This is a genomic window from Marinobacter sp. HL-58 (assembly GCF_001314605.1).
GTDB lineage: Bacteria > Pseudomonadota > Gammaproteobacteria > Pseudomonadales > Oleiphilaceae > Marinobacter.
On sequence record NZ_LIHP01000002.1, the window covers coordinates 73237 to 94869 of the forward strand.

At 58.7% G+C, this 21633-nt stretch carries 19 protein-coding genes; 11 read left to right on the forward strand and 8 right to left on the reverse strand.

The annotated features are described in order from the left end of the window. Positions 1–15: 15 nt before the first annotated feature. From HLUCCO03_RS02500 to HLUCCO03_RS02510, 3 genes are all read right to left on the reverse strand, one after another. On the reverse strand, positions 16–1023 hold the full coding sequence (locus HLUCCO03_RS02500; RefSeq protein WP_027832576.1) for a hypothetical protein: 1008 nt from the start codon (positions 1021–1023) through the stop codon (positions 16–18). A gap of 206 nt (positions 1024–1229) precedes the next feature. Next, complete coding sequence (locus tag HLUCCO03_RS02505) at positions 1230–2438, reverse strand: acyl-CoA dehydrogenase family protein (RefSeq protein ID WP_027832575.1); 1209 nt, start codon at positions 2436–2438, stop codon at positions 1230–1232. Between the two features lie 35 nt (positions 2439–2473). Then, positions 2474–3778 carry an acyl-CoA dehydrogenase family protein gene (locus HLUCCO03_RS02510; protein WP_027832574.1) on the reverse strand — a complete coding sequence of 435 codons (1305 nt, stop codon included), beginning with the start codon at positions 3776–3778 and terminating at the stop codon, positions 2474–2476. 223 nt (positions 3779–4001) lie between these two features. Here HLUCCO03_RS02510 and HLUCCO03_RS02515 point away from each other — a divergent pair, with 223 nt between their 5' ends. Then, complete coding sequence (locus tag HLUCCO03_RS02515) at positions 4002–5762, forward strand: autotransporter assembly complex family protein (RefSeq protein WP_081813569.1); 1761 nt, start codon at positions 4002–4004, stop codon at positions 5760–5762. Beyond that, the gene (locus HLUCCO03_RS02520) at positions 5759–9499 is read left to right on the forward strand and encodes a translocation/assembly module TamB domain-containing protein (RefSeq protein WP_027832572.1); all 3741 of its coding nucleotides are present in this window, start codon (positions 5759–5761) and stop codon (positions 9497–9499) included. Before HLUCCO03_RS02515 ends, HLUCCO03_RS02520 begins: the two co-directional genes overlap by 4 nt. A 9-nt stretch (positions 9500–9508) precedes the next feature. Here the strand turns inward: HLUCCO03_RS02520 and HLUCCO03_RS02525 are convergent, their stop codons facing one another. Further along, complete coding sequence (locus HLUCCO03_RS02525; RefSeq protein ID WP_027832571.1) at positions 9509–10195, reverse strand: SIMPL domain-containing protein; 687 nt, start codon at positions 10193–10195, stop codon at positions 9509–9511. 12 nt (positions 10196–10207) lie between these two features. Between HLUCCO03_RS02525 and HLUCCO03_RS02530 the strand changes: the two genes are divergently transcribed. Next, positions 10208–10408 (forward strand): hypothetical protein, encoded by a 201-nt coding sequence (locus HLUCCO03_RS02530; protein ID WP_155939962.1) that lies wholly within the window; start codon positions 10208–10210, stop codon positions 10406–10408. Here HLUCCO03_RS02530 and HLUCCO03_RS02535 read toward each other — a convergent pair. Both HLUCCO03_RS02535 and HLUCCO03_RS02540 read right to left on the reverse strand, forming a co-directional pair. Then, entirely contained in the window at positions 10393–11157 is a 765-nt protein-coding gene (locus tag HLUCCO03_RS02535) for a gamma-glutamyl-gamma-aminobutyrate hydrolase family protein (protein ID WP_027832569.1), read from the reverse strand. The genes HLUCCO03_RS02530 and HLUCCO03_RS02535 overlap by 16 nt on opposite strands. Next, positions 11150–12145 (reverse strand): amidoligase family protein, encoded by a 996-nt coding sequence (locus tag HLUCCO03_RS02540; protein ID WP_027832568.1) that lies wholly within the window; start codon positions 12143–12145, stop codon positions 11150–11152. Before HLUCCO03_RS02540 ends, HLUCCO03_RS02535 begins: the two co-directional genes overlap by 8 nt. A 183-nt stretch (positions 12146–12328) precedes the next feature. Here HLUCCO03_RS02540 and lexA point away from each other — a divergent pair, with 183 nt between their 5' ends. Next, positions 12329–12937: a transcriptional repressor LexA gene (gene lexA, locus HLUCCO03_RS02545; RefSeq protein ID WP_027832567.1), complete on the forward strand. Its 609-nt coding sequence runs from the start codon at positions 12329–12331 to the stop codon at positions 12935–12937. Between the two features lie 84 nt (positions 12938–13021). Next, the gene (locus HLUCCO03_RS02550; protein ID WP_027832566.1) at positions 13022–13510 is read left to right on the forward strand and encodes a SulA-like leucine-rich domain-containing protein; all 489 of its coding nucleotides are present in this window, start codon (positions 13022–13024) and stop codon (positions 13508–13510) included. 19 nt (positions 13511–13529) lie between these two features. On the opposite strand, the gene HLUCCO03_RS02555 is transcribed toward HLUCCO03_RS02550, so the two are convergent. Next, entirely contained in the window at positions 13530–13790 is a 261-nt protein-coding gene (locus HLUCCO03_RS02555; protein WP_027832565.1) for a hypothetical protein, read from the reverse strand. A gap of 57 nt (positions 13791–13847) precedes the next feature. Next, positions 13848–14324 (reverse strand): DUF6586 family protein, encoded by a 477-nt coding sequence (locus HLUCCO03_RS02560; protein ID WP_027832564.1) that lies wholly within the window; start codon positions 14322–14324, stop codon positions 13848–13850. 275 nt (positions 14325–14599) lie between these two features. Between HLUCCO03_RS02560 and HLUCCO03_RS02565 the strand changes: the two genes are divergently transcribed. From HLUCCO03_RS02565 to fliE, 6 genes are all read left to right on the forward strand, one after another. Continuing rightward, positions 14600–15958, forward strand: coding sequence for a DUF1329 domain-containing protein (locus HLUCCO03_RS02565; protein WP_036197598.1), 1359 nt, complete (start codon positions 14600–14602; stop codon positions 15956–15958). A gap of 77 nt (positions 15959–16035) precedes the next feature. After that, positions 16036–16362, forward strand: a complete 327-nt coding sequence (locus tag HLUCCO03_RS02570; protein WP_027832562.1) for a hypothetical protein — start codon at positions 16036–16038, stop codon at positions 16360–16362. 71 nt (positions 16363–16433) lie between these two features. After that, complete coding sequence (locus HLUCCO03_RS02575) at positions 16434–17885, forward strand: sigma-54 dependent transcriptional regulator (protein WP_027832561.1); 1452 nt, start codon at positions 16434–16436, stop codon at positions 17883–17885. A gap of 397 nt (positions 17886–18282) precedes the next feature. Next, positions 18283–19572 carry an ATP-binding protein gene (locus HLUCCO03_RS02580; protein WP_027832560.1) on the forward strand — a complete coding sequence of 430 codons (1290 nt, stop codon included), beginning with the start codon at positions 18283–18285 and terminating at the stop codon, positions 19570–19572. 12 nt (positions 19573–19584) lie between these two features. After that, positions 19585–21039: a sigma-54 dependent transcriptional regulator gene (locus HLUCCO03_RS02585; RefSeq protein WP_027832559.1), complete on the forward strand. Its 1455-nt coding sequence runs from the start codon at positions 19585–19587 to the stop codon at positions 21037–21039. Positions 21040–21255: 216 nt separating this feature from the next. Then, a complete protein-coding gene (gene fliE / locus HLUCCO03_RS02590) occupies positions 21256–21624 on the forward strand; it encodes a flagellar hook-basal body complex protein FliE (RefSeq protein ID WP_027832558.1) in 369 nt (122 codons plus the stop codon). The last annotated feature ends 9 nt before the right edge of the window (positions 21625–21633 follow it).

Here is a 21633-nt window from a genome sequence, read left to right on the forward strand (position 1 = left end):
TCCTGGGCCGGAAGGTCAGGGCAGTTCGCTGCGCCAGTGTTTGACTTTTACCTGGGATTTGACGGCATCCAGTATCTCGATGATCAGGTTGATCAGCGCCTCGTTGGGTGCTTCCTGGTTGCCGTTTTCATCCGGAGAGGGAAGGAATACGTTCACGATGTCTTCAACAAAGGCATGGTTGGAGGCTGACGCCAGGTCTTCCAGTATCTGGTGAATCACGTTTGCGACAATGTCCCCCACCGCGTCTTCCAGGGTTTCCTGGATGGTCGGCCCGACCACGGGCAGGTATTTCAGGCGCGACAGTTCCAGGTTCTGCTTTAGGGCGTTGTCGACGCGGGTCTCGAGATAACTGCGCAGGGCACCGCGATTGGGCACGTAGCCTTCCTGCGCTGCTTCCGCCACGCGTTGCGATATCCAGTCCGAGAGCATTTCCCTTCGGGGGTAGAGGATGTCGTTCTGGATACGATCGAACAGGGGAGAACCCCGGCGGATTTCTTCCTGGGCGCCTGAAAGTACCTTGATGACGATCCGGTCGGACAACTCTTCCATAAAGGCTTCGTAGTAGAAGTTGAAGAACTGGAAGGTCCGGGTCTGGGTGAAGTCGATGACTTTGTACTGATGCAGGCGGTAAACAATGGAGATTACGCGCAAAATCCGCAGGAAGCGGAAGCTCCCGACGGGAATGCAGCCGACTATGTCATACCAGTGGATAAATGGATAAAAATACCATCGGTCATAGACCTTTGCCTTGATGGCATAGCCCCAGCGAATCACAAACTCGGTCAGGAAGATGCTGACGAAGATGAGGTCGTAGAAGATGAAGTTTTCGTGGATGGGGTGGTAAAGCTCTTTGATGGCCGGGGCGTTTTCGGCCAGCATGTTCTGGATGGCGACGAAGTTGTAGACAGAGTCGAAGATGATGAAGGCCAGGTTGATGATGAGCAGGCCCAGCATCAGGAAGTCTATGACGAACCAGATGAGTTGGTGGCTGGTTTTCAGGTTTTCTCGGTTTACTTTCAGCATTCATCGGTCCAGGACTGCTTGGTTGGGTGCTGGCGAGTTACGGGCGGGGCCTCCCCAGACACGCCGTGAACCCATCCATGGGGGCTCGGCATTGCCATCCATGGCAATGCACGGTCTGGGGAGGCCCCGCCCGAAACTCGCGCCAGGCATCGTGCTGTTCTCTCTCGCTATAAGCCTGATTCTACTGGTACTTTTCACAGGTTAGCCTATTTCAGCTCCGCCGACGACTTGCCCAGTAATCTTCTTGCGATGATCAGCAACTGGATCTGCTGAGTGCCCTCGAAGATGTCGAGGATTTTGGAGTCCCGGGCCCATTTCTCCAGCAGTTCGGTTTCGCCGTAGCCAAGGCTGCTGCAGAGTTCCACGCAGCGCAGGGTGATGGTGTTGCCAACGCGACCGGCTTTGGCTTTGGCGATGGAGGCTTCCTTCGAGTTGGGCAGGCCGTTGTCGGCCATCCAGGCGGCTCGCAGGGTGAGTAACCGGGCGGCTTCGAGTTCGGCTTCCATGAGCTGGAGTTCGCGGGTGACGGCGGGTTGGGTCCAGGTCTGGTGGTGATAGTCCAGGTCGGTGCCGGTGAGGGCGATGAGTTCCCGGGTTTTCTGCAGGGCGGCGCTGGCAACGCCGATGGCCATGCCGGCGACGACCGGGCGGGTGTTGTCGAAGGTTTGCATGGCGCCGGCAAAGCCTTTTTCGACGCTGATGTCCGGGTCACCCAACAGGTTTGCTTTTGGTACGCGGCAGTTGTCGAAGCGGATGGCGGCGGTGTCGGAGGCGCGGATGCCGAGTTTTTTCTCGAGGCGTTCCACGGTCATGCCGGGGGTGCCTTTCTCTACCACGAAGGATTTGATGGCGGCGCGGCCTTTGCTGCGGTCCAGGGTTGCCCAGACTACAACAGCGTCGGCGCGTTCTCCGGCGGTGACGTAGATTTTTTCACCGTTGATAACATAGTGGTCACCGTCTTCCGTGGCGGTGGTGCGGATGGCAGCGGAGTCGGAGCCGGCGCCGGGCTCGGTGATGGCCATGGCGGCCCAGGTCTTGCCCAGGCGGGCCAGTTGTTCGTCGTTGGCGACGGCGGCGATGGCGGAGTTGCCCAGGCCCTGGCGGGGGATGGACAGGGCCAGGCCCACGTCGCCCCAGCACAGCTCGGTCAGCCCGAGGACGGTTTTCATGTTGGTGCCATTGCGGTTGCCGGCTTCGCCATTGCTGTCGGTGCGGGCCAGTTTCCCGGCGCCGGTGCCGCCATCCGCCGCGCCGTCGTTCATGCCGTCCATAATGGAGGCGAACAAGTCCAGTTCCCTGGGATAGTCGTGCTCTGCCAGGTCGTATTTACGGGAAATGGGGCGGAATACCTCCCGGGCAACCTGTTGGGCCTGGTTGATCAGCGGAGTAAATTTTTTCGGTATTTCAAGGTTCATGTCGTGCTGCTCACTTTGATTGGGGGGAAGGGCTGTCAGGCGTGCAGGCCACCGTTCTGGGTGGCCACGGAGCGCAGGTCCCGGTACCAGCGTTCGACGGGGTGTTCCTTGACGAAGCCATGGCCACCGAGCAATTGCACGCCGTTGGTGCCGGCCTCCATCGCTTTCTCGTTGCACAGCAATCGTGCCAGCGCTGTTTCCCGGTGAGCCGGCAGGCCCTGTTCCAGCCGGCTGGCGGCGCGCCAGGTGAGCATGCGCATGCTGTCGGTTTCGATGGCCAGGTTACTGATCATGAACGCCACGGACTGGCGATGGCTGATGGGTTCGCCGAAGGCCTCCCGTTCGTTGCAGTAGGGAATCACATAGTCCAGAACCGCCTGGGCGGTGCCGATGGCGAGCCCGCATCGGAGTATCGAGCCGCAATCGAGGAATCCCTGGTAGTCGAAGTCGTCATCTCCAAGCAGGGCGTCAGGCGGCAGCTGCACATTTTCCAGCAGTATCCGGGCGGCGCCCGAGGCCCGGATCCCCATTGCCGGGTCGCCTTTCACGCTGATACCCGGTGTGCCTGACTCCACAATAAAAAGTCTTGGCTGCCCGTGGAGCTCGGCCCCAATGAGCAGGAGATCGGCGCCCGAACCGCGCACAACGCCGTTTTTCAGGCCGCTCAGGGTATAACCGCTATCCGTCTCCCGGGCTGTCGTTTGCAGCTTGTAGGGGTTGAACAGTGGAAACGGTTCGTCAATGGCGATGGTGGCTACCGGTGGCTGGTCCTCACAGAACGCTGGCAGGTAGCGGCTTTGCTGTTCGCCCGTTCCCCAGCGGGTAATGGCCTGGGCGACGCTGAACGGCGCAAGGAGGCCGGTAGCAAGGCCCATATCTCCCCAGGCCAGTTGTTCGGCGATCAGTAAGCTGGTCACCGGTGACTGCTGTTCCGCAACGCCTCCGAATTCTGACGGTACGGCGTACAACGGCAAGCCCAGTTCGGCTGCTGCCCTGGAGACGCCCTCCGGGATGTCACCATGTTCATCGGCGGATTCTGCTGCGGGTCGGATTTCGTCCCGGGCAAACCGGCCGAGAAGATCGGTGATCATGCGCTGGTCGTCGCTGAGTGAAAGATCGAACAGTTCGGAACGAGAGCGGATGGGCAGCCGTTTTCTGGGCAACCAGTTGTTGACCCGCCTGAACTCCCTACCGGCGAATGCGAGTGTGCGAAAGCCGGTCCGGGTTCCGTGGTAAGCGGTTCTTTCCAGTGGGGTGCGAAGCCCCAGACGGTCCAGCATCGGGTTGGCGGCAAGCCTGTTCATCATGGACAGGGCGAAGCCCATGGGATCCCGTGTCATCTGTTCTCTCCTGTTTTACGCATTGCTTCTCCCGTTTTCGGGCGAGCAGGGGGCGGTCGTTGTATGCTGATCATGGGCCCGGGCGGGATCGGCGCCATTGGCGCGCCTTACATTACGGGAGGGCAAGATGGCCAATTGCCGTAGATTATCCGCACCTCTAGCCGGTAAACTCCGACTGTTGTCTTGCCCCTTCAATTCACGCTGACAGAAGTAACGCTGCTGGATGCTTCTCCACACTGAGTACCGTTTTTATCACCGGCTCCTGATTGCCACACTTCTGGCCTGGTCTTTGCCGGCGTTGGTTTTTGCACAGCAGGTGGAAGTGCAGGTTGAAGGTGATTATCCGAGCTTGCAGGACAATGCCGAAGCGTTTATCGGAGAGGTCGAAGGCCGCAGCGCCAACAGTCTGAGACGTTATGCCGATACTGCGGAAAACCAGATACAGGACGCCCTTCGCGCCCTCGGCTACTACAGCCCGGTGATTCAGTGGGAAGTCATCGAGCCTCCCGGAGAGGAAGAGAAGCCTGCGCGCCTGGTGCTTACCGTTGAGCCCGGTGAGCCGGTACGTGTCGGCTCCCGTAGGGTTGAAATTCAGGGGGCGGCCCGTGAAGACTCCGAGTTCATGGGAACCCTGCCGCAGAAACCGGCCGAAGGTGATGTACTGAATCATGGCGAGTACAGTGCGCTGCGCCAGACAATCCAGAATCGTGCCAGTCGGCTGGGGTATTTTGACGGTGAGTTCACCACCCGGAAACTGGAAGTGGACCCTGAAAAAAGAGTAGCCGATATCACCCTGATCTATCGCAGTGGTGAACGATACCGGCTGGGGAAGGTCAGTTTTGAGGAAGGCCATGGATTCGAAGAACAGCTATTGGAACGCTTTGTTCGCTTTGAACCGGGAGAAACCTTTCATGCCGACAAGATCGCCAGGCTCAACAGTGACCTGTCCAACAGTGGGTATTTTTCCGGTGTGGATGTTGATGCCTCTCCCGGCAGCGCCGAGGATGGCGTGATCCCGGTGAAGGTCGGGCTGACCACTCGCCCGCCCCGATCCGTTTCCGCGGGTGTCGGTTTTTCCACAGACGTGGGGCCGCGTTTCCGGGGCAACTGGCGGGAGCACTGGATCAATCCCATGGGCCACAGTCGTGGGGTTGAAACCGAGCTTTCGGCCCCGCGCCAGAACCTGAGTACCTGGTATGAACTGCCGCTGGATCCGCCGATGACGGACTCCATTCGTTTGTCGGCAGGCTATCAGCGCGAAGATATCGAGGACGTTGAGTCGGAATTGCTGACCCTTGGCCAGCAATGGAAACACCAGCTTGACGATGGCTGGCAGCAACTGGCATCGCTCCGCTGGGAAGGGGAGCGTTTTCGTATCGGTGACGGCGATACGGAGCAGAGCAGCCTGTTATTGCCCGGTCTGGGCTATTCCAAGCTACACGCGGATTCGCCCCTGGATCCTTCAAGGGGTTACCGGATTCAGTTTGATGTCACCGGCTCCCATCGGGCGGCATTGTCGAACGTGGACATTCTTCACGTGAACTTTCTTGCCAAGGGGCTGTTTACCCTGGCGGACAACCACCGGTTTCTGACCCGTTTCCAGTTTGGCGGGGTGGCAACCAACCGCTTTTCCGACGTGCCGCCGTCATTGCGCTTTTTTGCCGGTGGTGACCAGAGCGTGCGGGGTTATGGCTATGAAACCCTGTCGCCGCGGGACGATGAGGATATTGCCCTTGGTGGACGTTTCATGATGATTGGCAGTGCCGAATACCAGTACCAGTTTGCCGACAACTGGCGGGTGGCTGCATTTGTTGATGAGGGCAATGCCATTGATGACCTGGCGGATCCGCTGGCTACCGGCGCCGGCCTTGGTATCCGATGGGTAAGCCCGGTGGGGCCCTTGCGCCTTGACATCGCCAAGGGGCTGGATTCCGAATTCGGAGGTGAATGGCGTGTTCACTTCTCCATGGGGCCCGAGCTATGACCGACGAGGCAACGGCAAAGGCCCGGCATCCAAACCGCCTGAGAAACTGGCTGCTGACCGCACTGGCTATTGCCATTCTGCTGCCCCTGTTGTTGGTGGGGGTGCTGCTGTTGGCCCTGCGCTCGGAAACCGGAACCGCCTGGGTCATCGACCAGATCCCCGGCCTGAATGTGGAGCAGGGTCAGGGCTCACTGCTGGGGCAGTGGCAGGCCCGGTCGCTGAGATGGCAGGGTTACGGCGTTGGACTTGTGCTGGAAGAACCTGTTGTTGACTGGTCGCCCACCTGCCTTTTCAGCAAGCAGCTGTGCCTGGAATCCCTGCGGGCGGAATCCATCGACCTCACGCTACAGCCGTCCGGTGACCAGGAGGATGAGCGTGGCGATATCAGTCTCCCCGGCGTAAACCTTCCCCTTGGACTGGCGGTCAGGGACGTGAACCTCGGCACCTTCACCGTGAACGACGGTAAAATCTGGGATCAGTTGCAGTTACAGGCCGAAGGTTCCGGCGCGGACTGGCATCTGCAGAACCTGACCTTTGTCCGGGACAGTATCCGTATTGACGGGGACGGCCGGGTACAGACCCGCGGTGACTGGCCTCTGAATCTGGATGCGGATATAAACCTGCCTCCCCCCTATGGGCCCGAATGGAAACTTGCCCTGAATCTGTCCGGCAGTGCCGTGGACCTGAGAGTGCAGGGTGAAAGCAGTGGTTACCTGGAAGCCACCCTGGCCGGCCGTGTGGCTCCCCTGGACAGTGCGCTGCCGGCACGACTGACAGTGAGGTCCCCGAGCTTCGTTCCCGCCGAGGGCCTGCCTGAAACCCTGGAGCTGAAGAACACAGAGGTTGCTCTGAAGGGGAGCCTTGAGGACGGCTTCCGCTCTGACTCCAGCACGACGCTGCCCGGCACATCCGGTGATATTGCGGTTGCACTGGAAGGGCTGATTACGACTTCTGGCGTTGACGAGCTGAACCTCTCCCTTTCGGGGCCGGGTGAGGATGAGGCCGAAACCGGCGAGGCCTCGGTGACGGGAAGCATGGACTGGCAGCAGGATTTCCGGGTGGATGCCACCGTCGCGATGGCAGACTTTCCCTGGTACACCCTGATACCGGATTTCGGCCAGCCCCCTGTTTCCCTGCGGCAACTGAACGGTGATATCCGGTACCAGTCCGGTAGCTACCAGGCCAATGTCGACGCCAGTGTTGACGGCCCGCTCGGAAAGGCAGACCTGGCAGGGGAGCTTGACGGTGATATGGAATCCGTGGAGGTAACCCGCCTGAGAGTGAATACAGGTGCCGGATTTCTCGGGGGGCATGGCAGCGTTGCCTTTGCCGACCAGCTGGCCTGGGATGCAAGCCTGGAACTGGACGGTTTCAACCCGGGCTACTGGTTGCCGGCTCTGGAAGCCAGCCTTGATGGTGACGTCAATACCAGCGGGCGGATGGAGGCGGATGGCACGCCATCCGTAAAGGCGGACTGGGATCTGTCAGGAAACTGGCAGGCCAACGACGCCATCATTCGTGGTGCCTTGAACAGCGACGCGGGGGCCTGGATGTTATCCGGCCTGGAACTGGAGGTGGGTGACAACCGTATTACCGGCAATGGCCAGTGGGGTAACGAGATTGCCGGAAACCTGGCGATGGAGGTGCCGTCGCCGGAAACCTTCCTGCCGGGCCTCGCTGGCTCACTGAGCGGAACGGCGTCGGTGTCGGGAACGCCCGATCAGCCGCAGGGCGAGGCGAGTGTGTCCGGTACCGATCTGGCGTGGCAGGATGAACTGAGCCTGGCCAGCCTGGATCTGAATGCGTCACTTGGCGAAGGGCTGAGTGTTGACGCCGATGTGCAGGCAAGTGAGCTCCGGTACGGCGAACAGTTGCTGGAGTCCCTGACGCTGGGGCTGTCCGGTACCCGGGATGATCATCGGCTGGAAGTGGGTGCAGTTCATGAAGAAGCCGAACTCGGGCTGGTGTTCGCGGGCGATGCCTCCGGCGACTGGAAGGCCTGGCGGGGGGCACTGGAACAGGGGCGGATCGATATTCCCCGGCAGGATCAGCAATGGACGCTGGCGGAGCCGGCCTCACTGGAATTGGCAGACACCGGAAAGCTCACCTTCGGCCGCCACTGCTGGCGATGGCAGGAGGCGTCAGTCTGTGCTGAAGACCAGACTCTGCTGCCAACCCAGGATATCGCGTACCGGATAGAGAACTTCCCGACCACCGCGCTGACGCCGTTGCTGCCGGAAACCCTGCGCTGGGATGCACTCCTGAACGCGGATATCAGACTGGCGATGACCGAAGAGGGCCCGGATGGTGAGGTGTCAGTGGACGCTGGTTCGGGCGAGTTTGAAGTCATGGTGGGGGACGAGTGGGAGGCACTGGGGTATGACACCTTCACCACCGGGCTCAGGTTGCAGCCGGAAGTGGCCGAACTGGATGTGCGTCTGGAGGGACCTGAACTGGGTGACCTGTCAGTATCGATGGCGGTCGATCCAGATGACAGTGAGCGGGAGGTGGATGGCGAGTTCCGTGTCCGGGGACTGGACATTGCGATGGCGGGTGTTTTTGCCGGGCTGGAGGTGGTCGAGGGTGAGCTCAATGGCGAGGGTTCGCTTTCCGGCCCGTTACTGAAGCCGGGCGTCAGCGGTGAAATTGCCCTGACCGGAGGGCGAATTTCCGATCCACGGCTGCCCATACCGCTGGAAGACATGGTTGTGAGCCTTGAGTTGAACGGGTATTCCTCCGATCTGTCGGGCCGCTGGCGCAGCAATGAGCGCAGTACCGGCAATCTCAAGGGGGCTCTGGACTGGGAGGGCGAACCCTCGGTGGAGATCAATCTCACCGGCGATCGTCTGCCATTCAGCTACGACCCTTACGCTCGTGTGGAGCTGGTTCCGGATCTCACCATCAGCTACAGCAGCGGTGACCTGGGCATAACGGGCCGGCTGGAAGTTCCACGCGGTGAGATCGAGATCAGGGCGCTGCCTGAACAGGCGGTTTCCGTATCGGAAGATGAAGTGATTGTGGGTGTGGAGCAGGAAGAGGAAGGCCTGCGCTCCCTGAATATGGACGTGACGGTTGTGGTGGGGGATGACCAGGTCAGCTTCGACGGTTTCGGAGTTACTGGCAATCTGGAAGGCACCCTGCGTATCGGCAACGACATGGATACCCGTGGTGCCCTGCAACTGATTGACGGGCAGTATGAAGCCTACGGCCAGGAACTGGAGCTGCGCAGAGCCAGGCTGCAGTTCGTGGGGCCCCTGACGGAACCCTATCTGGACATTGAAGCAGTCCGGCGGGTAGACAATGTGGTGGCGGGGATCCGGCTCAGTGGACCGGTAAGCGCTCCCCAGACTGAAGTCTTTTCGGAGCCGGAAATGCCCCAGACAGACGCATTGTCATATGTGATTCTGGGACGGGCACCCCAGAGCAGGGGGGACGAAGGGCAGATGAGCCGGGCGGCCATTTCCCTGGGCCTGACCCAGGCCAACAAGGTAACCCAGGGCCTGGGCGAAGAAATTGGTATACGGAATCTGACCCTGGAAGCGGAGGGTAGCGGTGAAGAGTCAGCCGTGGTTGCCAGCGGCTACCTGACTGACGAGCTGAGCCTGCGTTATGGGGTGGGTATTTTCTCGCCGATCACTACAGTTGCGCTGCGCTATGATCTGGGCAGGTATTTTTACCTGGAAGCAGCCAGTGGGCTGGCTGCTTCCCTGGATATTTTCTATACCCGGGATTTCTGACCCTGGCGGTTACTCAAGTTCGAAAGTAGCGCTGACCCGGGACGTGAGCTCCCGTGGCCCTGTTTCGGACACGGGGGCGGATGAAGCACGCATTTCCGCCATCATGGGAACAGGCGGCTGGTGGTTATTATCAATGTTGATATTGATGACCTCACCGCACTGCTTGTCCAGTTCATTGGCGACGAATTCGCACCGTGCCCTGGCATCGGCGATTGCCCCTGCCAGTGCCTGCTTGCGTAGACTGCTCTCATCGGAGTGGAAGAAGTGGTGCGGCCCCAGGTTGTAATCGAGGCCCAGTTCCTGGGCCTGCGCCAGAATCGGGTTCAGCAGCGAAAGGTCGTCAATGGTGAAGCTCACGGTCTGCGATGCCACCGCTATTTTCTCCGTTTTCTGACTGCGCTCCTGGGTTGGCACCGAGCGGCTGTAAAGGTTGACCGAGGCATCACTGTAGGAATCGAGCTGGTCACGGAAATCGCTGATGCCGTCCCGCCATTGTTCCATTTTTTCATTCACCCGCCGGGTGGCCGTCTCGGGCAGGCTGTGTTCGGCATTGGCGGTAAACTGCAGTCGGGCGCTGTCTGGCGTATACTTTACCGAGGCCTGGCCGCTCAGGCTTACTTCCCCGGCCATCACCCCCAGGGGAAGGAGTGTCAGGGTGGCGGCAGTCAGCAGGTAACGATGGGCGGTGGAAAACATTGTGGTATCTCCATGCTTTTACACAATAATCAGGTCAGGTTGACTCCCCGGGAGCGTGACATCCTGCTCAGGCTGACCGGGAGCGATCCCCATTATGTGACGACCCGGGACCAACTGAAAGAGTGGGCCGCACGTCATCTGGAGGCCCTGCCCGGGGATGCCAGGGAAATACGGGAAATCAAGGCGGTGTTGCAGCGCTATCTGCCGCTCTGAAGTGGGTCTTCACCTGCGCCTTCCATGTCTGTTGGCTCATCCAGCCTTATCAGCTTTCTCTCCTCGGCTGCCTGTACAAAGTGACTGAATATGCGTCGGTGGCCACCGTGATACAGCAGATATTCGGGATGCCACTGAATGCCCATCAGCCATTGCCCGCGGGTATTTTCTATTGCCTGCACAAAAAGGTCGTTATCCACCGCAACCACCCGCAGATGCCTGCCAAGCTTTTTGATGGACTGACTGTGAATGCGATTGGCGCCGATCACCGGGCTGCGCATGACCTGTCCCAGGCGGCTGTCACTGACCACCCGAACCGTCTGCATGGGCAGGAGCAGTGGCCGATGACGGGTGTTTACCCGCAGTGGCGTCACGTTCTGGCACAGCGACCCGCCACGGAAAATATTGATGAACTGGGCGCCGCGGCAGATGCCCAGCACCGGAATATTCAGCTCTTCGGCACGGGTGAGCAGACGTATATCGGTTTCGTCCCGGCGGGGGTCGTAGTTGGCAGTGACCTGCGGTGTCTGCCCGTACCGGGAGGGGTGAACGTGAGTGCCGCCGGAAAGCACCAGCCCATCAAGCAGGGAGACGTCCACTCTGGAACCAGGCCGGATGAAATGAGTGCGGGCTCCATGCATACGCAGGGCAAAACTGATCAGCCGGTGTGCCAGGCTGCGCCGGGCGGGGCCGCTGATCCCGATGGTGAGGCCGGGATGTTCCGGTTTTTCTTTGGCAGCCTCAGACATAATTCCGGGACCGCAGCCACTGGCTGCAGGTATCAACCCAGCTGTGGGTGAGGTTGTGAAAGCTCAGTTTTCGGCTGTTGCGGAACGCCTCCACCAGTGCTGCGAGGTTACCCGCGTCGGCGGCCAGTTGCTCCAGGACGACCCAATCGTTCCAGACGGTGGAGAAGTGCCAGCCCGGGTTGTCGATGTCGCAATCCGGCAGACGGTAATGCAGGGTGGGCCTGCTCTTGATGCGCTCATCCTTTACATAACGGGCCAGGAGATCACTGTTCAGGTGAGCAAACAGCGGAAGCAGGTCCAGGGCCTTGTTCCGCGTAGGGTTGTAGTGAAGGTAGTCCTTCATCAACTGATCCATGTCCGGATCATAATCTTCGGCAATCAGCAGATCGATATATGTGCTGCTCCAGGGTTCGATATAGCTGGTGAGCTTGCGGCTGAAATCAATCTGATGCCTGGCCTTGAGCCACTCGTACAGGGCGGCAAAGGCCTGCAGGTAGCGCACGAGGGTTGATGGCTTCAGGTTGGGGAGCTCCGGGTTCAGTTGCAGGCCGAAAGCGTAGTAGAGTGCTTCGCGGCTGCCCAGGGCACCTGCCTTGCGCAGTTCATCACAGAGCGTTTCGATGCGCTCCAGTTCACCGAAAGGTATTGGCGGGCTGACAATCTCCAGGGGTACGATCTTCTCGGCAGCCGCGTCTATCACATTCATTGCCTGCCCCCCGAGTTCCCGCACCGACTCCGGTAACCGCTGGTCCTGGAGATCCAGATCCTTGATGGGGTCTGAATCCAGCTCAATCGTGAACGTGCCTACATCGGTGGCAATCTCCGACACATAGCGCGCCACGGGTTTTGCTTCGCCGCGCAGGAGTCTTGACGACAGCGATACGAGGTCCTCGTATCCTAGGCCGGACAATTCGATCTCGACGCCGACTTTCCGTTCTTTTCCGCCATCGGTTCTGGTGATGTCCGGCATACTGCATTGATTGCTCATTAACGCGTCTCCACAAGGGGTTAGCGTTACCTTAACACAGTCATTCACCGTGCAAACGCGTGGCGACGGCGAATCCGCCCGCCGCGGGGGAAAAATTGCGGGCACGGACTTTACACTGGATAAAACACTGTATATAGTCAAATCACTGTATATAAAAACAGGACTAACCGGGGCCACCGACTCATGAAGCTGACAGCAAGGCAAACACAGGTACTGGATATCATCCGCCGCTACGTCGACGAGACTGGATATCCGCCCACCCGCGCCGAGATAGCCGCGGAACTCGGGTTTCGTTCAGCCAATGCCGCTGAAGAGCATCTCAGGGCGCTGGCCAGAAAAGGGGCCATCGAGATGGTTCCCGGGGCAAGCCGTGGTATCCGGCTGCCGGAAGCAGAGGCGGATCTCGGGTTGCCGGTCATAGGGCAGGTTGCTGCAGGTAGTCCGATTCTCGCCCAGGAGCACATAGAGGATCACTGCACCCTGCAGCCGGAATTCTTCTCGCCGTCAGCGGATTACCTGCTACGTGTGCGCGGCATGAGCATGAAGGATATCGGCATCCTGGACGGCGATCTGCTGGCAGTACACAGCACCAGTGACGTTCACAATGGCCAGATTGTTGTGGCCAGGGTTGGCGAAGAAGTGACGGTCAAACGGTTCCGCAAGGAAGGATCGAAGGTCTACCTCATCGCAGAGAATGAAGAATTTGCGCCGATTGAGGTAGACCTGACGGAGCAGGAATTATTCATCGAAGGTCTGGGAGTGGGGGTGATCCGGCGTTCGGATCTTCACTGATAGCCCGGTTTCCGGACATTTCCGGCAGTGCCCGCAATGTGCCAGTCACAGAAGGGCCAAGCTCAAAAGCAGATGAGGCGTATCATGGAACAACTCAGCTTTAACCAGAATATGGCTTACTCCCTGGGAGGCGGCAGTTTCGCCGGCCCTGAGGCTGCCGGTTTCAGCAGCCATGATTTGGACAGGGCGGCGTCCAGCCGGGGGCGCCCGGCACAGCCGACCGCTAACGTGACTGAAATCATCCTGCCGGAAGGGCAGGTTGAGAACTTCCAGCTGTTGTTGCCGATGCTGACCCAGCTGAACCAGGAAAAGCGTTGGCTCGCCTGGATCGACCCACCCCAAAGCCTGGTCAGCAAGTGGCAGACCATGCGTGGTATTGTCGCCGGTGAATTGCTGGTTTTAAGGTCCACGCCGGACTATCCGGCACGGCAGTTGGCCGAACGGGCGCTGAGCGCAGGCACCTGTCATGCGGTGGTAATGTGGACTCGGAAGCTTGGGCGTGAGGCCCTGGCGTCACTGGAAGAAGCGTCTGCCAGGGGCAACAGTCACGGCGTTGTATTGCGCCAGCGGTGACGGATCTGCAGAAAGCCAGTCAGTGAAGTGTATAGGAGGGCCGGATCTCATGAGTGTCTGGCTCGTCTTCCTCCCAGTCAATATCGTGGGCGACATTGCCAACCGCTTCGATGCCGGCGGCGATCATGGCCTTGGCCACGCTCATATCCCGGTCTTCCATCATTTCCCGCGCTTCGTCCGAGAACGAGATTTTCACCAGTGGTGCGCTGTCGTCGTCGATCCGGCGAAGTGCATAATCGCCGTTGCTCAGTTGTACTATTTCAAAGAAAGAGGGTGACATTCATCTAACCTTTCAGTTCGTTCCCCGGGTGACGGATAATAGTGATGGTAGCTGGTGTTACCACTCGCTATGCCGTTCCTCCAGGGTGTCGGTAAAGTGTTTGATCGCATTCAGGGTCTGCTCAAGCGCCTGCTTTGACCTGTCGGGGCCCGTCTCCGCTGAAACCGCAATGATATTGTCGCTGCTCACGGTTTTTTTGGCCGTGGGCGGGTTGCCCTGATACCGCTCAAGTTGTTCAAGATGGTTCCACCAGCTGCCTGCGTCGCCGGCCAACCGGAGCAGCTCTGCTGTTTCCGGAATATCCTCTCCGAATAGTTCGGCCAGTTCAGCCAGGTTGTCTGGCCGAGCCAGTTTGTCCTGATACATTCTGGCGATCATCACCAGAAGCAGTTTCCTTGCGCGCAGTGCCAGTTCGGTAGCCCCGTGTACCAGCGCTTCACGCCCCGGGGTGCTGTCATTGCCCTCGAGTTGCCCAAGCAGGGTTCTGGCAAGAAAAATATTCCGGGAAACCAGCGAGTGCCAGGGTGACGCCATGGAAATACCTGTAGTCAGAGCCAGAAACATTTTAATTTTACACAGTGCGATAACTTGACTCCCGATAGTAACATTTCTGATTGTGAATTTCTTCCTCCCGCCGGACGGCTGCGGCTTTGACAAGAAACTACAAAGATTCACTTGAAACGGTCGTTTGAATTTGGCAAAAAGGCGCCCGGTTTTGAGTAACTATTGATCGTCTGGCACCGGGTTCCCGACAACCGGAAATCTTGTCGGCCAGGTGTCCGGATCAGCTTCAGTGGAGGTGGAAGGGAATGCGTAACCATTTGGTCGCAGGTTTGACAGTGGCAGTGCTCGGGTTTGCAGGTAACCTGCATGCAAAGGTCAGTGAGTCCGAAGCCGAGAGGTTGGGCAGCGAACTCACCCCCGTTGGTGCGGAAAGAAAGGGCAATGCCTCTGGCAGCATTCCGGAATGGACGGGTGGATTGTCGACACCGCCGGCTGGCTGGGCACCCGGACAGATCGAGATCAACCCCTTTCCCGAGGATGAGCCCCTGTTTGTGATTACCGCAGACAATGTGGACCTGTATCGGGACAAGCTCACGGACGGTCATATCCGTATGCTGGAGAAGTATGGCCCGGATTTCGTCATGCCGGTGTACCAGACTCGCCGCACGGCCGCCTTTCCGGACGATGTTTACGATAAGTACCGCGAAAACGCAACGAGTGCCGAGCTGCTGAGTAACGGTAACGGGGTTCGGGACACGATCATGACAAGCCCTTTTCCGATTCCTGAGGACGGGCTTGAAGTCATCTGGAATCACATTCTGCGTTACCGTGGGGAGGAACTGTCCTTCCGCAGTTCATCGGCGACCCCGCAACGGAACGGCTCCTACAACCAGATTATCAACCAGTACGACTACTTCTTTGCCTACAGTCGCAGAGGGGCTGTTCTGGACGATATCGATAACAAGATCTTCTACCTGAAGACCGACACCATCGCTCCCTCGAATCTGGCAGGCACCATTACGCTGGTCCATGAGACGCTCGACCAGATCCGTTCCCCGCGCCTGGCCTGGCGTTATGATTCCGGCTCCAGACGCCTGCGCCGGTCACCCAACCTGGCCTACGAGACGGACCTGCCGAATTCCTCCTCCCTGAGATCCGTTGACCAGAAGGATATGTATAACGGCGCTCCGAACCAGTATGACTGGGAATTGAAGGGTAAGCGGGAAATTTTTGTGCCCTACAATGCCTACAAGCTTCACGATGAAGATGTCAGCCCTGACGATATCATCCGTCCCAGGCATATCAATCAGGAACTTAGCCGTTATGAGCTGCACCGGGTATGGGTGGTAGAGGCCAGGCTGCGTACCGGGATCAGCCATATCTATTCCCGGCGGGTATTCTACGTGGATGAGGATAGCTGGCAGATCCTGGCCACTGAGGAGTATGACCGGGACGGAGAACTCTGGCGCGTATCCGAAGCCCACAACATCAGCTATTACAGTGAACCGGTATTCTGGACTACCATGGAGATGACGTACGACCTCAAGGCGCAACGTTATTATATTGATGGTCTGGATAACGGTTTCCCGGCCTATAATTTCAATCCCGGTTTCCGCGGCAACCAGTTTTCGGCGTCCGCTGCCCGCAGGGCAGCTCGTCGTTGATGATCAGGTAGCAATGGCCGGGGCTATCGGGTTCCCGGCCATGGTCCGGGCCATGTAACAAGACGGGAGATGCAGGCATGTCGGTGCCGGAACAACTTGAAGCAGTAGATACCCTGGTGGAGCACCTGAAAACCGCTCTGGCCGAGAAAAACTGGGAGGAGCTTTCGCGTCTGAACGAGCTGGTCAAACCGACCATTGAACCGGTAATGGCTGCCCTTGAAGCCGGAGAACTGAGTGCGGAACCGGTCAGGCAACGGCTGGCAACGCTTCAGACTTTCTGTGACCGTGCCAATATTTCGGCAAATGAAGCCAGGGCGGAAGCCCAGAAGGCCCTGAAGGAGGTCAGCCAGAACCGGAGTGCGGCAAAAGCCTATCAGAACGTCTCCTTAAATCGTCCCAAATAGCGTCATAAAATTGACTCGGGCGCGCTTACAGTCTTAAATACCGCACAAATCCCCGCAAGAGATTCGTTTGGATGTCGAAGAATAACAGAGTGCTGGTGCTCAGCGAGGACGATTCAAGAAAGCGCGATATCGCGACAATCCTTGAGTTTATTGGCGAAGAAGACGTCATCTTTGGTGAAGCGGCGCATTCGCTTCTTGCCAGTGGCGACCCCGACACCCTGGACGAGATCTCCGTTGTGGTTGTGAACGGCGAAGACGACAGTGTCCGGAAGACCGTTTCCTCAGTCTGCAACGCCGCTGAGGGCCTGCCGGTTCTGATGGTTGGCGATCCCGACCTGAGAGGATTGCCTGACAACCACGCCAGCCGTGTTATCGCCCGCATGGAATGGCCGCTGAACTACACCAAGTTTGTGGATTCCCTATACCGTGCCCAGATTTTCCGGGATCAGTTTGCCCGGTCCCGGGAACGTGGGCAACAGCGGGGTTTGCAGCTTTTCCGCAGCCTTGTCGGAACCAGCCGTAAGGTGCAGTCAGTCCGCCAGCTGATGGAGCAGGTGGCAGACAAGGATGTGAGTGTGCTGATTACCGGCGAATCCGGCACCGGCAAGGAAGTGGTGGCCCGCAACCTGCATTACCATTCTGCCCGGCGAGACAAGCCTTTTGTTCCGGTCAACTGCGGTGCCATTCCGGCGGAATTGCTGGAGAGCGAACTGTTCGGCCATGAGAAGGGTGCCTTTACCGGTGCGATCACATCCCGGGTTGGCCGATTCGAGCTGGCCGAGGGTGGTACGCTGTTTCTCGATGAGATCGGGGACATGCCGCTGAACATGCAGGTGAAGATACTGCGGGTTCTGCAGGAGCGTACCTATGAGCGGGTGGGCAGCAACCGTACACAGTCTGCGGATGTGCGGGTAATTGCAGCCACCCACAAGAATCTGGAAGAAATGATCGAAAGTGGCGAGTTCAGGGAGGATCTCTACTACCGGCTGAATGTGTTCCCCATCGAGATGCCGGCCCTGCGTGAGCGTGTTGAGGACATTCCGCTGCTGATCAATGAGCTGATCTCCCGCATGGAGAAGGAGAAGCGCGGTTCGTTGCGTATGAATTCAGCAGCCATCATGAGCCTGTGTCGCCATGACTGGCCCGGTAATGTTCGGGAGCTGGCCAACCTGGTAGAGCGGTTGGCGATCATGCATCCCTATGGGGTGATCGGGGTGCAGGAGTTGCCCAAGAAGTTCCGCTATGTGGATGATTACGACGAAAACCGGCCGGTCGAGGATTCAGGGATGCCGTCCAACATTCCGGGGCTGGTGGGTCTGGATGCGCCGGCGTTGTTGCCGGTCAATGGTATTGATCTGAAGGATTATCTTGCCAATCTTGAGAAGCAGCTGATCCAGCAGGCGCTGGATGAGGCTGGGGGTGTGGTGGCCCGGGCGGCGGAGAAGTTGCGGATTCGGCGGACGACGTTGGTGGAGAAGGTGCGGAAGTATGGGCTTCGGGATGAGGAGTCCGAGGAGGGCTGATTTCACCTGTTCGGTACAGGTTTTTCGGCCTTCGGAGTATGCATGCAGCCGTCAGACTTTTCCAGGATACGCTACAAGCACATCCCTGTGCGCTTGACTGAAACCATCCCTGGTTTCAGACAATCCTGGAAAAGTCTGACGGCTGCATGCCCCTGACATTGAGTAGCCCTCAGGAAATCGTGTGTCAGAGTTGTAAGTAACGGCGTCAAAGGTTTGTAACCTTCGGCGCCGTTGTTGTTTCAGGGCGACGGAAACCCGTCGTTGGTCCTTTCTTTGTTTTCCTTTCCTTCTGAAATATAAACAAAAATTAAAGTTGGCACGGTGCTGGCTTGGGTTTGCCCAAACGATCCATCCGTGTGGTACGGGCCGGGGGTTGGTCCGGTCAGAGGGCGAGTTTATGAGTCAGTTGCAATTTGTTGGTTTGTCGTCGTCAAAGAAGTCTTCAGGTGGTAAAGAGGCTTCGGTCAATGCGGCGGCGGATGTCAATGACAAGGTGACGGCGTTGTTTCCTGCGCAGGATGATGAGGCGGTGGGGACGGCGCTGGAGCTGTTCAATCAGATGTCACGGCAGATTACTGATTCCTATCGCACTCTTGAGTCCCGGGTTAATCAGTTGTCCGGGGAGTTGTCGGCGGAGTCGCAACAGCGTCAGGTGGAGCTGGAGCAGAAGGAGGAGCTGGCGGACCGGCTGTCGACGCTGTTGCATGCGCTTCCGGCCGGTGTTGTGGTACTCGACAGCCAGGGTGTGGTGACGCAGACCAATCCGGCGGCGATTACGTTGTTGGGTGAGCCCCTGGGCGGCGAGCGCTGGGTGGATGTGATTCGTCGCTGTTTTGCGCCCCGGCGGGATGACGGTCATGAGGTGTCGCTGAAGGACGGACGGCGGGTCAGTATTGAAATCCGTACCATGGAGAATCAGCCAGGGCAGTTGATCCTGCTGACGGATCTGACCGAGACCCGTCATCTCCAGGCCCAGCTTGCCCATGCCCAGCGCCTGTCGGCCATGGGCAGGATGGTGGCGTCACTGGCTCATCAGATTCGCACTCCGCTTTCTGCCGCCATTCTGTATGGCGGGCACCTGAGCCAGGATGATCTGGATGAGGAGATGCGCCAGCGTTGCGCCTCCCGTCTGATGTCCCGCCTGACGCATCTTGAGCAGCAGGTCCGCGATATGCTGATTTTCGCCCGGGGTGAGACCCGGCTGGCGGAGGAGCTGTCCGCCGGTTCGCTGGTCCAGGCCCTGGCATCCGCCCTGGATGGGCTGAAACTTCATTCCGGTGCAACCGTGAAGCTTGACAGCCGGGTGGACGACGAGGCGCTGATGTGTAACCGCGACGCCCTTGTCGGTGCCTGTACCAATCTTGTGAATAACAGCGTGGAAGCCGGTGCGACGGTGATCACCGTTACTGTCAGGTCTGCCGCAGAGGAGCTGGTGATCCGGGTGGCTGACAACGGCCCCGGTTTCTCTCCGGAACAGGCCGGCCAGCTGCTGGAGGCCTTCTACACCACCAAGTCCCATGGGACTGGCCTTGGGCTGGCGGTTGTTCAGGCCGTGGTCAAGGCACATCAGGGCCGGTTTGCAATTGACGCGCCCCCCGGTGGAGGCGCTGTGGCAACTATCTCGCTACCGTTACTGCGTTCATTGTCCGGCAATGGCCGGCATGCGCAGGCACAAAAGAATAACTGACCGGAGGCAATCATGGCCAAAGCCCAGATTCTGATCGTTGAAGATGACCACGATCTGCGTGAAGCGCTGGTAACGACGCTGGAGTTGGCGAAGTTCCGGGTGCGGGAAGCCGCCAATGCGGAACAGGCCCTGTCTCGGCTGGCGGAGTCGCCGGTGGACATGGTGGTCAGTGATGTGAACATGCCGGGTATGTCCGGACACGAGCTTTTGCACGAAGTACAGCGTTTGTACCCCGGTTTGCCGACCATGCTGATTACCGCCTACGGCCAGATCAGCCACGCGGTTTCGGCCATGCAGGCAGGCGCCATTGATTACCTGGTCAAGCCCTTTGAGCCCGCCGTGCTGGTGGACGCTGTCAGCAAGGTTGTTGGTGGAGGGCGGCAGAAAAGCAATGACCAGCCGGTTGCGGAAGACCCCATCAGCAAGCGCATGTTCCAGTTGGCGGCAAAAGTGGCTGCCAGCGACTCAACGGTGATGATTTCCGGTGAGAGTGGGACCGGTAAGGAAGTGCTGGCACGCTATATTCACCAGCAGTCTCCGAGGGCAGAGCAGCCTTTTGTTGCCATCAACTGTGCGGCCATTCCCGAGAACATGCTGGAAGCCATCCTCTTCGGCCACGAGAAAGGGGCCTTTACCGGTGCTGTGGCTTCGTCGCCCGGCAAATTCGAGCAGGCCAATGGTGGCACCATTCTGCTGGATGAGATTTCGGAAATGGATCTGGGCCTGCAATCCAAGTTGCTGCGGGTGCTGCAGGAACGCGAGGTTGAGCGGGTGGGTGGCCGTAAGACCATTAGCCTCGACGTGCGGGTAATCGCCACCACCAACCGGGATCTGTCTGACTATGTGCGTGAGGGCAAGTTCAGGGAAGACCTCTATTATCGGCTGACGGTCTTTCCCATGCACTGGCAGCCCCTGCGTGAGCGCGCTCTCGATATCATGCCGCTGGCCAGTTTCCTGCTCAGGAATCATTGCCGCAAGATGAAACTGACTGGCGTAACCTTTGCGCCCGACGCCAGGGATGCGTTGTTGGCCCATCGGTGGCCGGGCAATGTTCGTGAACTGGACAATGCCATCCAGCGGGCACTGGTGCTGCATCAGGGTAATGTCATCCATGCCGGCGACTTGTGCCTGGAGCTGGGTATTACCGGGCGTATGGACAGCGCTTCAGGGGCCGTAGCGCCCCGGAATATGGGCGCCGGGGATTTTTCGGAGACCATGCGACCGGCCAGTGATGAGCCGGCCGGGGAATCGGCCACACCGGGCCCGGAAGACCTGGCTCCGACATCTCTCGGTGACGAGGTTCGCCAGCGCGAATTCCGGATAATTATCCAGACACTGAAAAAGGAACGTGGCCGCCGCAACCGGGCTGCAGAGCAGTTGGGTATCAGCCCCCGCACACTCAGATACAAGCTGGCCCAGATGCGGGATGCAGGCATTGATCTGGATGCCGAACTGGCTACCGCCTGATTCCGTCAACAACTCCTTCGTTCGGCACCCGCGGGTGCCGTTTTTTATGGGGCTGTCAAAAGACTGTCGCTTACCCGCCCATTTCTTTCGGTGTGTTCATTAACTTAATGAAAATATAGCAATAATTAATGTTGGCCTGCGGATTGCTTTCACCTGGGAAAGACATATCCAGTTCAATGGTTTGCCTGTTTCAGGGGTAATCCGGGAGAGTGAGTCATGGTCCAGCGTGCTGATATCAACAGTGTTCTATCCGAAATCCGCAATATGCGCTCGCAGATGATGGAAAATCAGCGGGTCGAGCAGGATAACAATATTCGCGGCCGGGTTGATGGCCCTTCCCGGGTTCAGGAATCCCAGGAGACGCCGAAGTTCAGCGACATGCTCAGCCAGGCCGTGGGCTCGGTGAACGAGTTGCAGAAGTCGTCCAATGATCTCAAGACCGCTTATGACATGGGGGATCCCAACGTGGATATTACCCGGGTCATGATTGCGTCCGAAAAAGCGTCCATTTCCTTCGAGGCACTCACTCAGGTTCGTAACCGGGTGGTACAGGCCTACGAAGACATTATGAATATGCCGGTTTAATAGCGGAGC

Excerpts from the sequence above, each read along its gene's own strand:
- HLUCCO03_RS02535 (WP_027832569.1), bottom strand. The coding sequence starts at position 11,157 with ATGTCTGAGGCTGCCAAAGAAAAACCGGAACATCCCGGCCTCACCATC.
- HLUCCO03_RS02555 (WP_027832565.1), bottom strand. The coding sequence starts at position 13,790 with ATGTCACCCTCTTTCTTTGAAATAGTACAACTGAGCAACGGCGATTAT.
- HLUCCO03_RS02505 (WP_027832575.1), bottom strand. The coding sequence starts at position 2,438 with ATGAACCTTGAAATACCGAAAAAATTTACTCCGCTGATCAACCAGGCC.
- HLUCCO03_RS02525 (WP_027832571.1), bottom strand. The coding sequence starts at position 10,195 with ATGTTTTCCACCGCCCATCGTTACCTGCTGACTGCCGCCACCCTGACA.
- HLUCCO03_RS02550 (WP_027832566.1), top strand. The coding sequence starts at position 13,022 with ATGGAACAACTCAGCTTTAACCAGAATATGGCTTACTCCCTGGGAGGC.
- HLUCCO03_RS02560 (WP_027832564.1), bottom strand. The coding sequence starts at position 14,324 with ATGGCGTCACCCTGGCACTCGCTGGTTTCCCGGAATATTTTTCTTGCC.
- lexA (WP_027832567.1), top strand. The coding sequence starts at position 12,329 with ATGAAGCTGACAGCAAGGCAAACACAGGTACTGGATATCATCCGCCGC.
- HLUCCO03_RS02515 (WP_081813569.1), top strand. The coding sequence starts at position 4,002 with ATGCTTCTCCACACTGAGTACCGTTTTTATCACCGGCTCCTGATTGCC.
- HLUCCO03_RS02565 (WP_036197598.1), top strand. The coding sequence starts at position 14,600 with ATGCGTAACCATTTGGTCGCAGGTTTGACAGTGGCAGTGCTCGGGTTT.
- fliE (WP_027832558.1), top strand. The coding sequence starts at position 21,256 with ATGGTCCAGCGTGCTGATATCAACAGTGTTCTATCCGAAATCCGCAAT.
- HLUCCO03_RS02500 (WP_027832576.1), bottom strand. The coding sequence starts at position 1,023 with ATGCTGAAAGTAAACCGAGAAAACCTGAAAACCAGCCACCAACTCATC.
- HLUCCO03_RS02520 (WP_027832572.1), top strand. The coding sequence starts at position 5,759 with ATGACCGACGAGGCAACGGCAAAGGCCCGGCATCCAAACCGCCTGAGA.
- HLUCCO03_RS02575 (WP_027832561.1), top strand. The coding sequence starts at position 16,434 with ATGTCGAAGAATAACAGAGTGCTGGTGCTCAGCGAGGACGATTCAAGA.
- HLUCCO03_RS02540 (WP_027832568.1), bottom strand. The coding sequence starts at position 12,145 with ATGAGCAATCAATGCAGTATGCCGGACATCACCAGAACCGATGGCGGA.
- HLUCCO03_RS02570 (WP_027832562.1), top strand. The coding sequence starts at position 16,036 with ATGTCGGTGCCGGAACAACTTGAAGCAGTAGATACCCTGGTGGAGCAC.
- HLUCCO03_RS02585 (WP_027832559.1), top strand. The coding sequence starts at position 19,585 with ATGGCCAAAGCCCAGATTCTGATCGTTGAAGATGACCACGATCTGCGT.
- HLUCCO03_RS02510 (WP_027832574.1), bottom strand. The coding sequence starts at position 3,778 with ATGACACGGGATCCCATGGGCTTCGCCCTGTCCATGATGAACAGGCTT.
- HLUCCO03_RS02580 (WP_027832560.1), top strand. The coding sequence starts at position 18,283 with ATGAGTCAGTTGCAATTTGTTGGTTTGTCGTCGTCAAAGAAGTCTTCA.
- HLUCCO03_RS02530 (WP_155939962.1), top strand. The coding sequence starts at position 10,208 with ATGCTTTTACACAATAATCAGGTCAGGTTGACTCCCCGGGAGCGTGAC.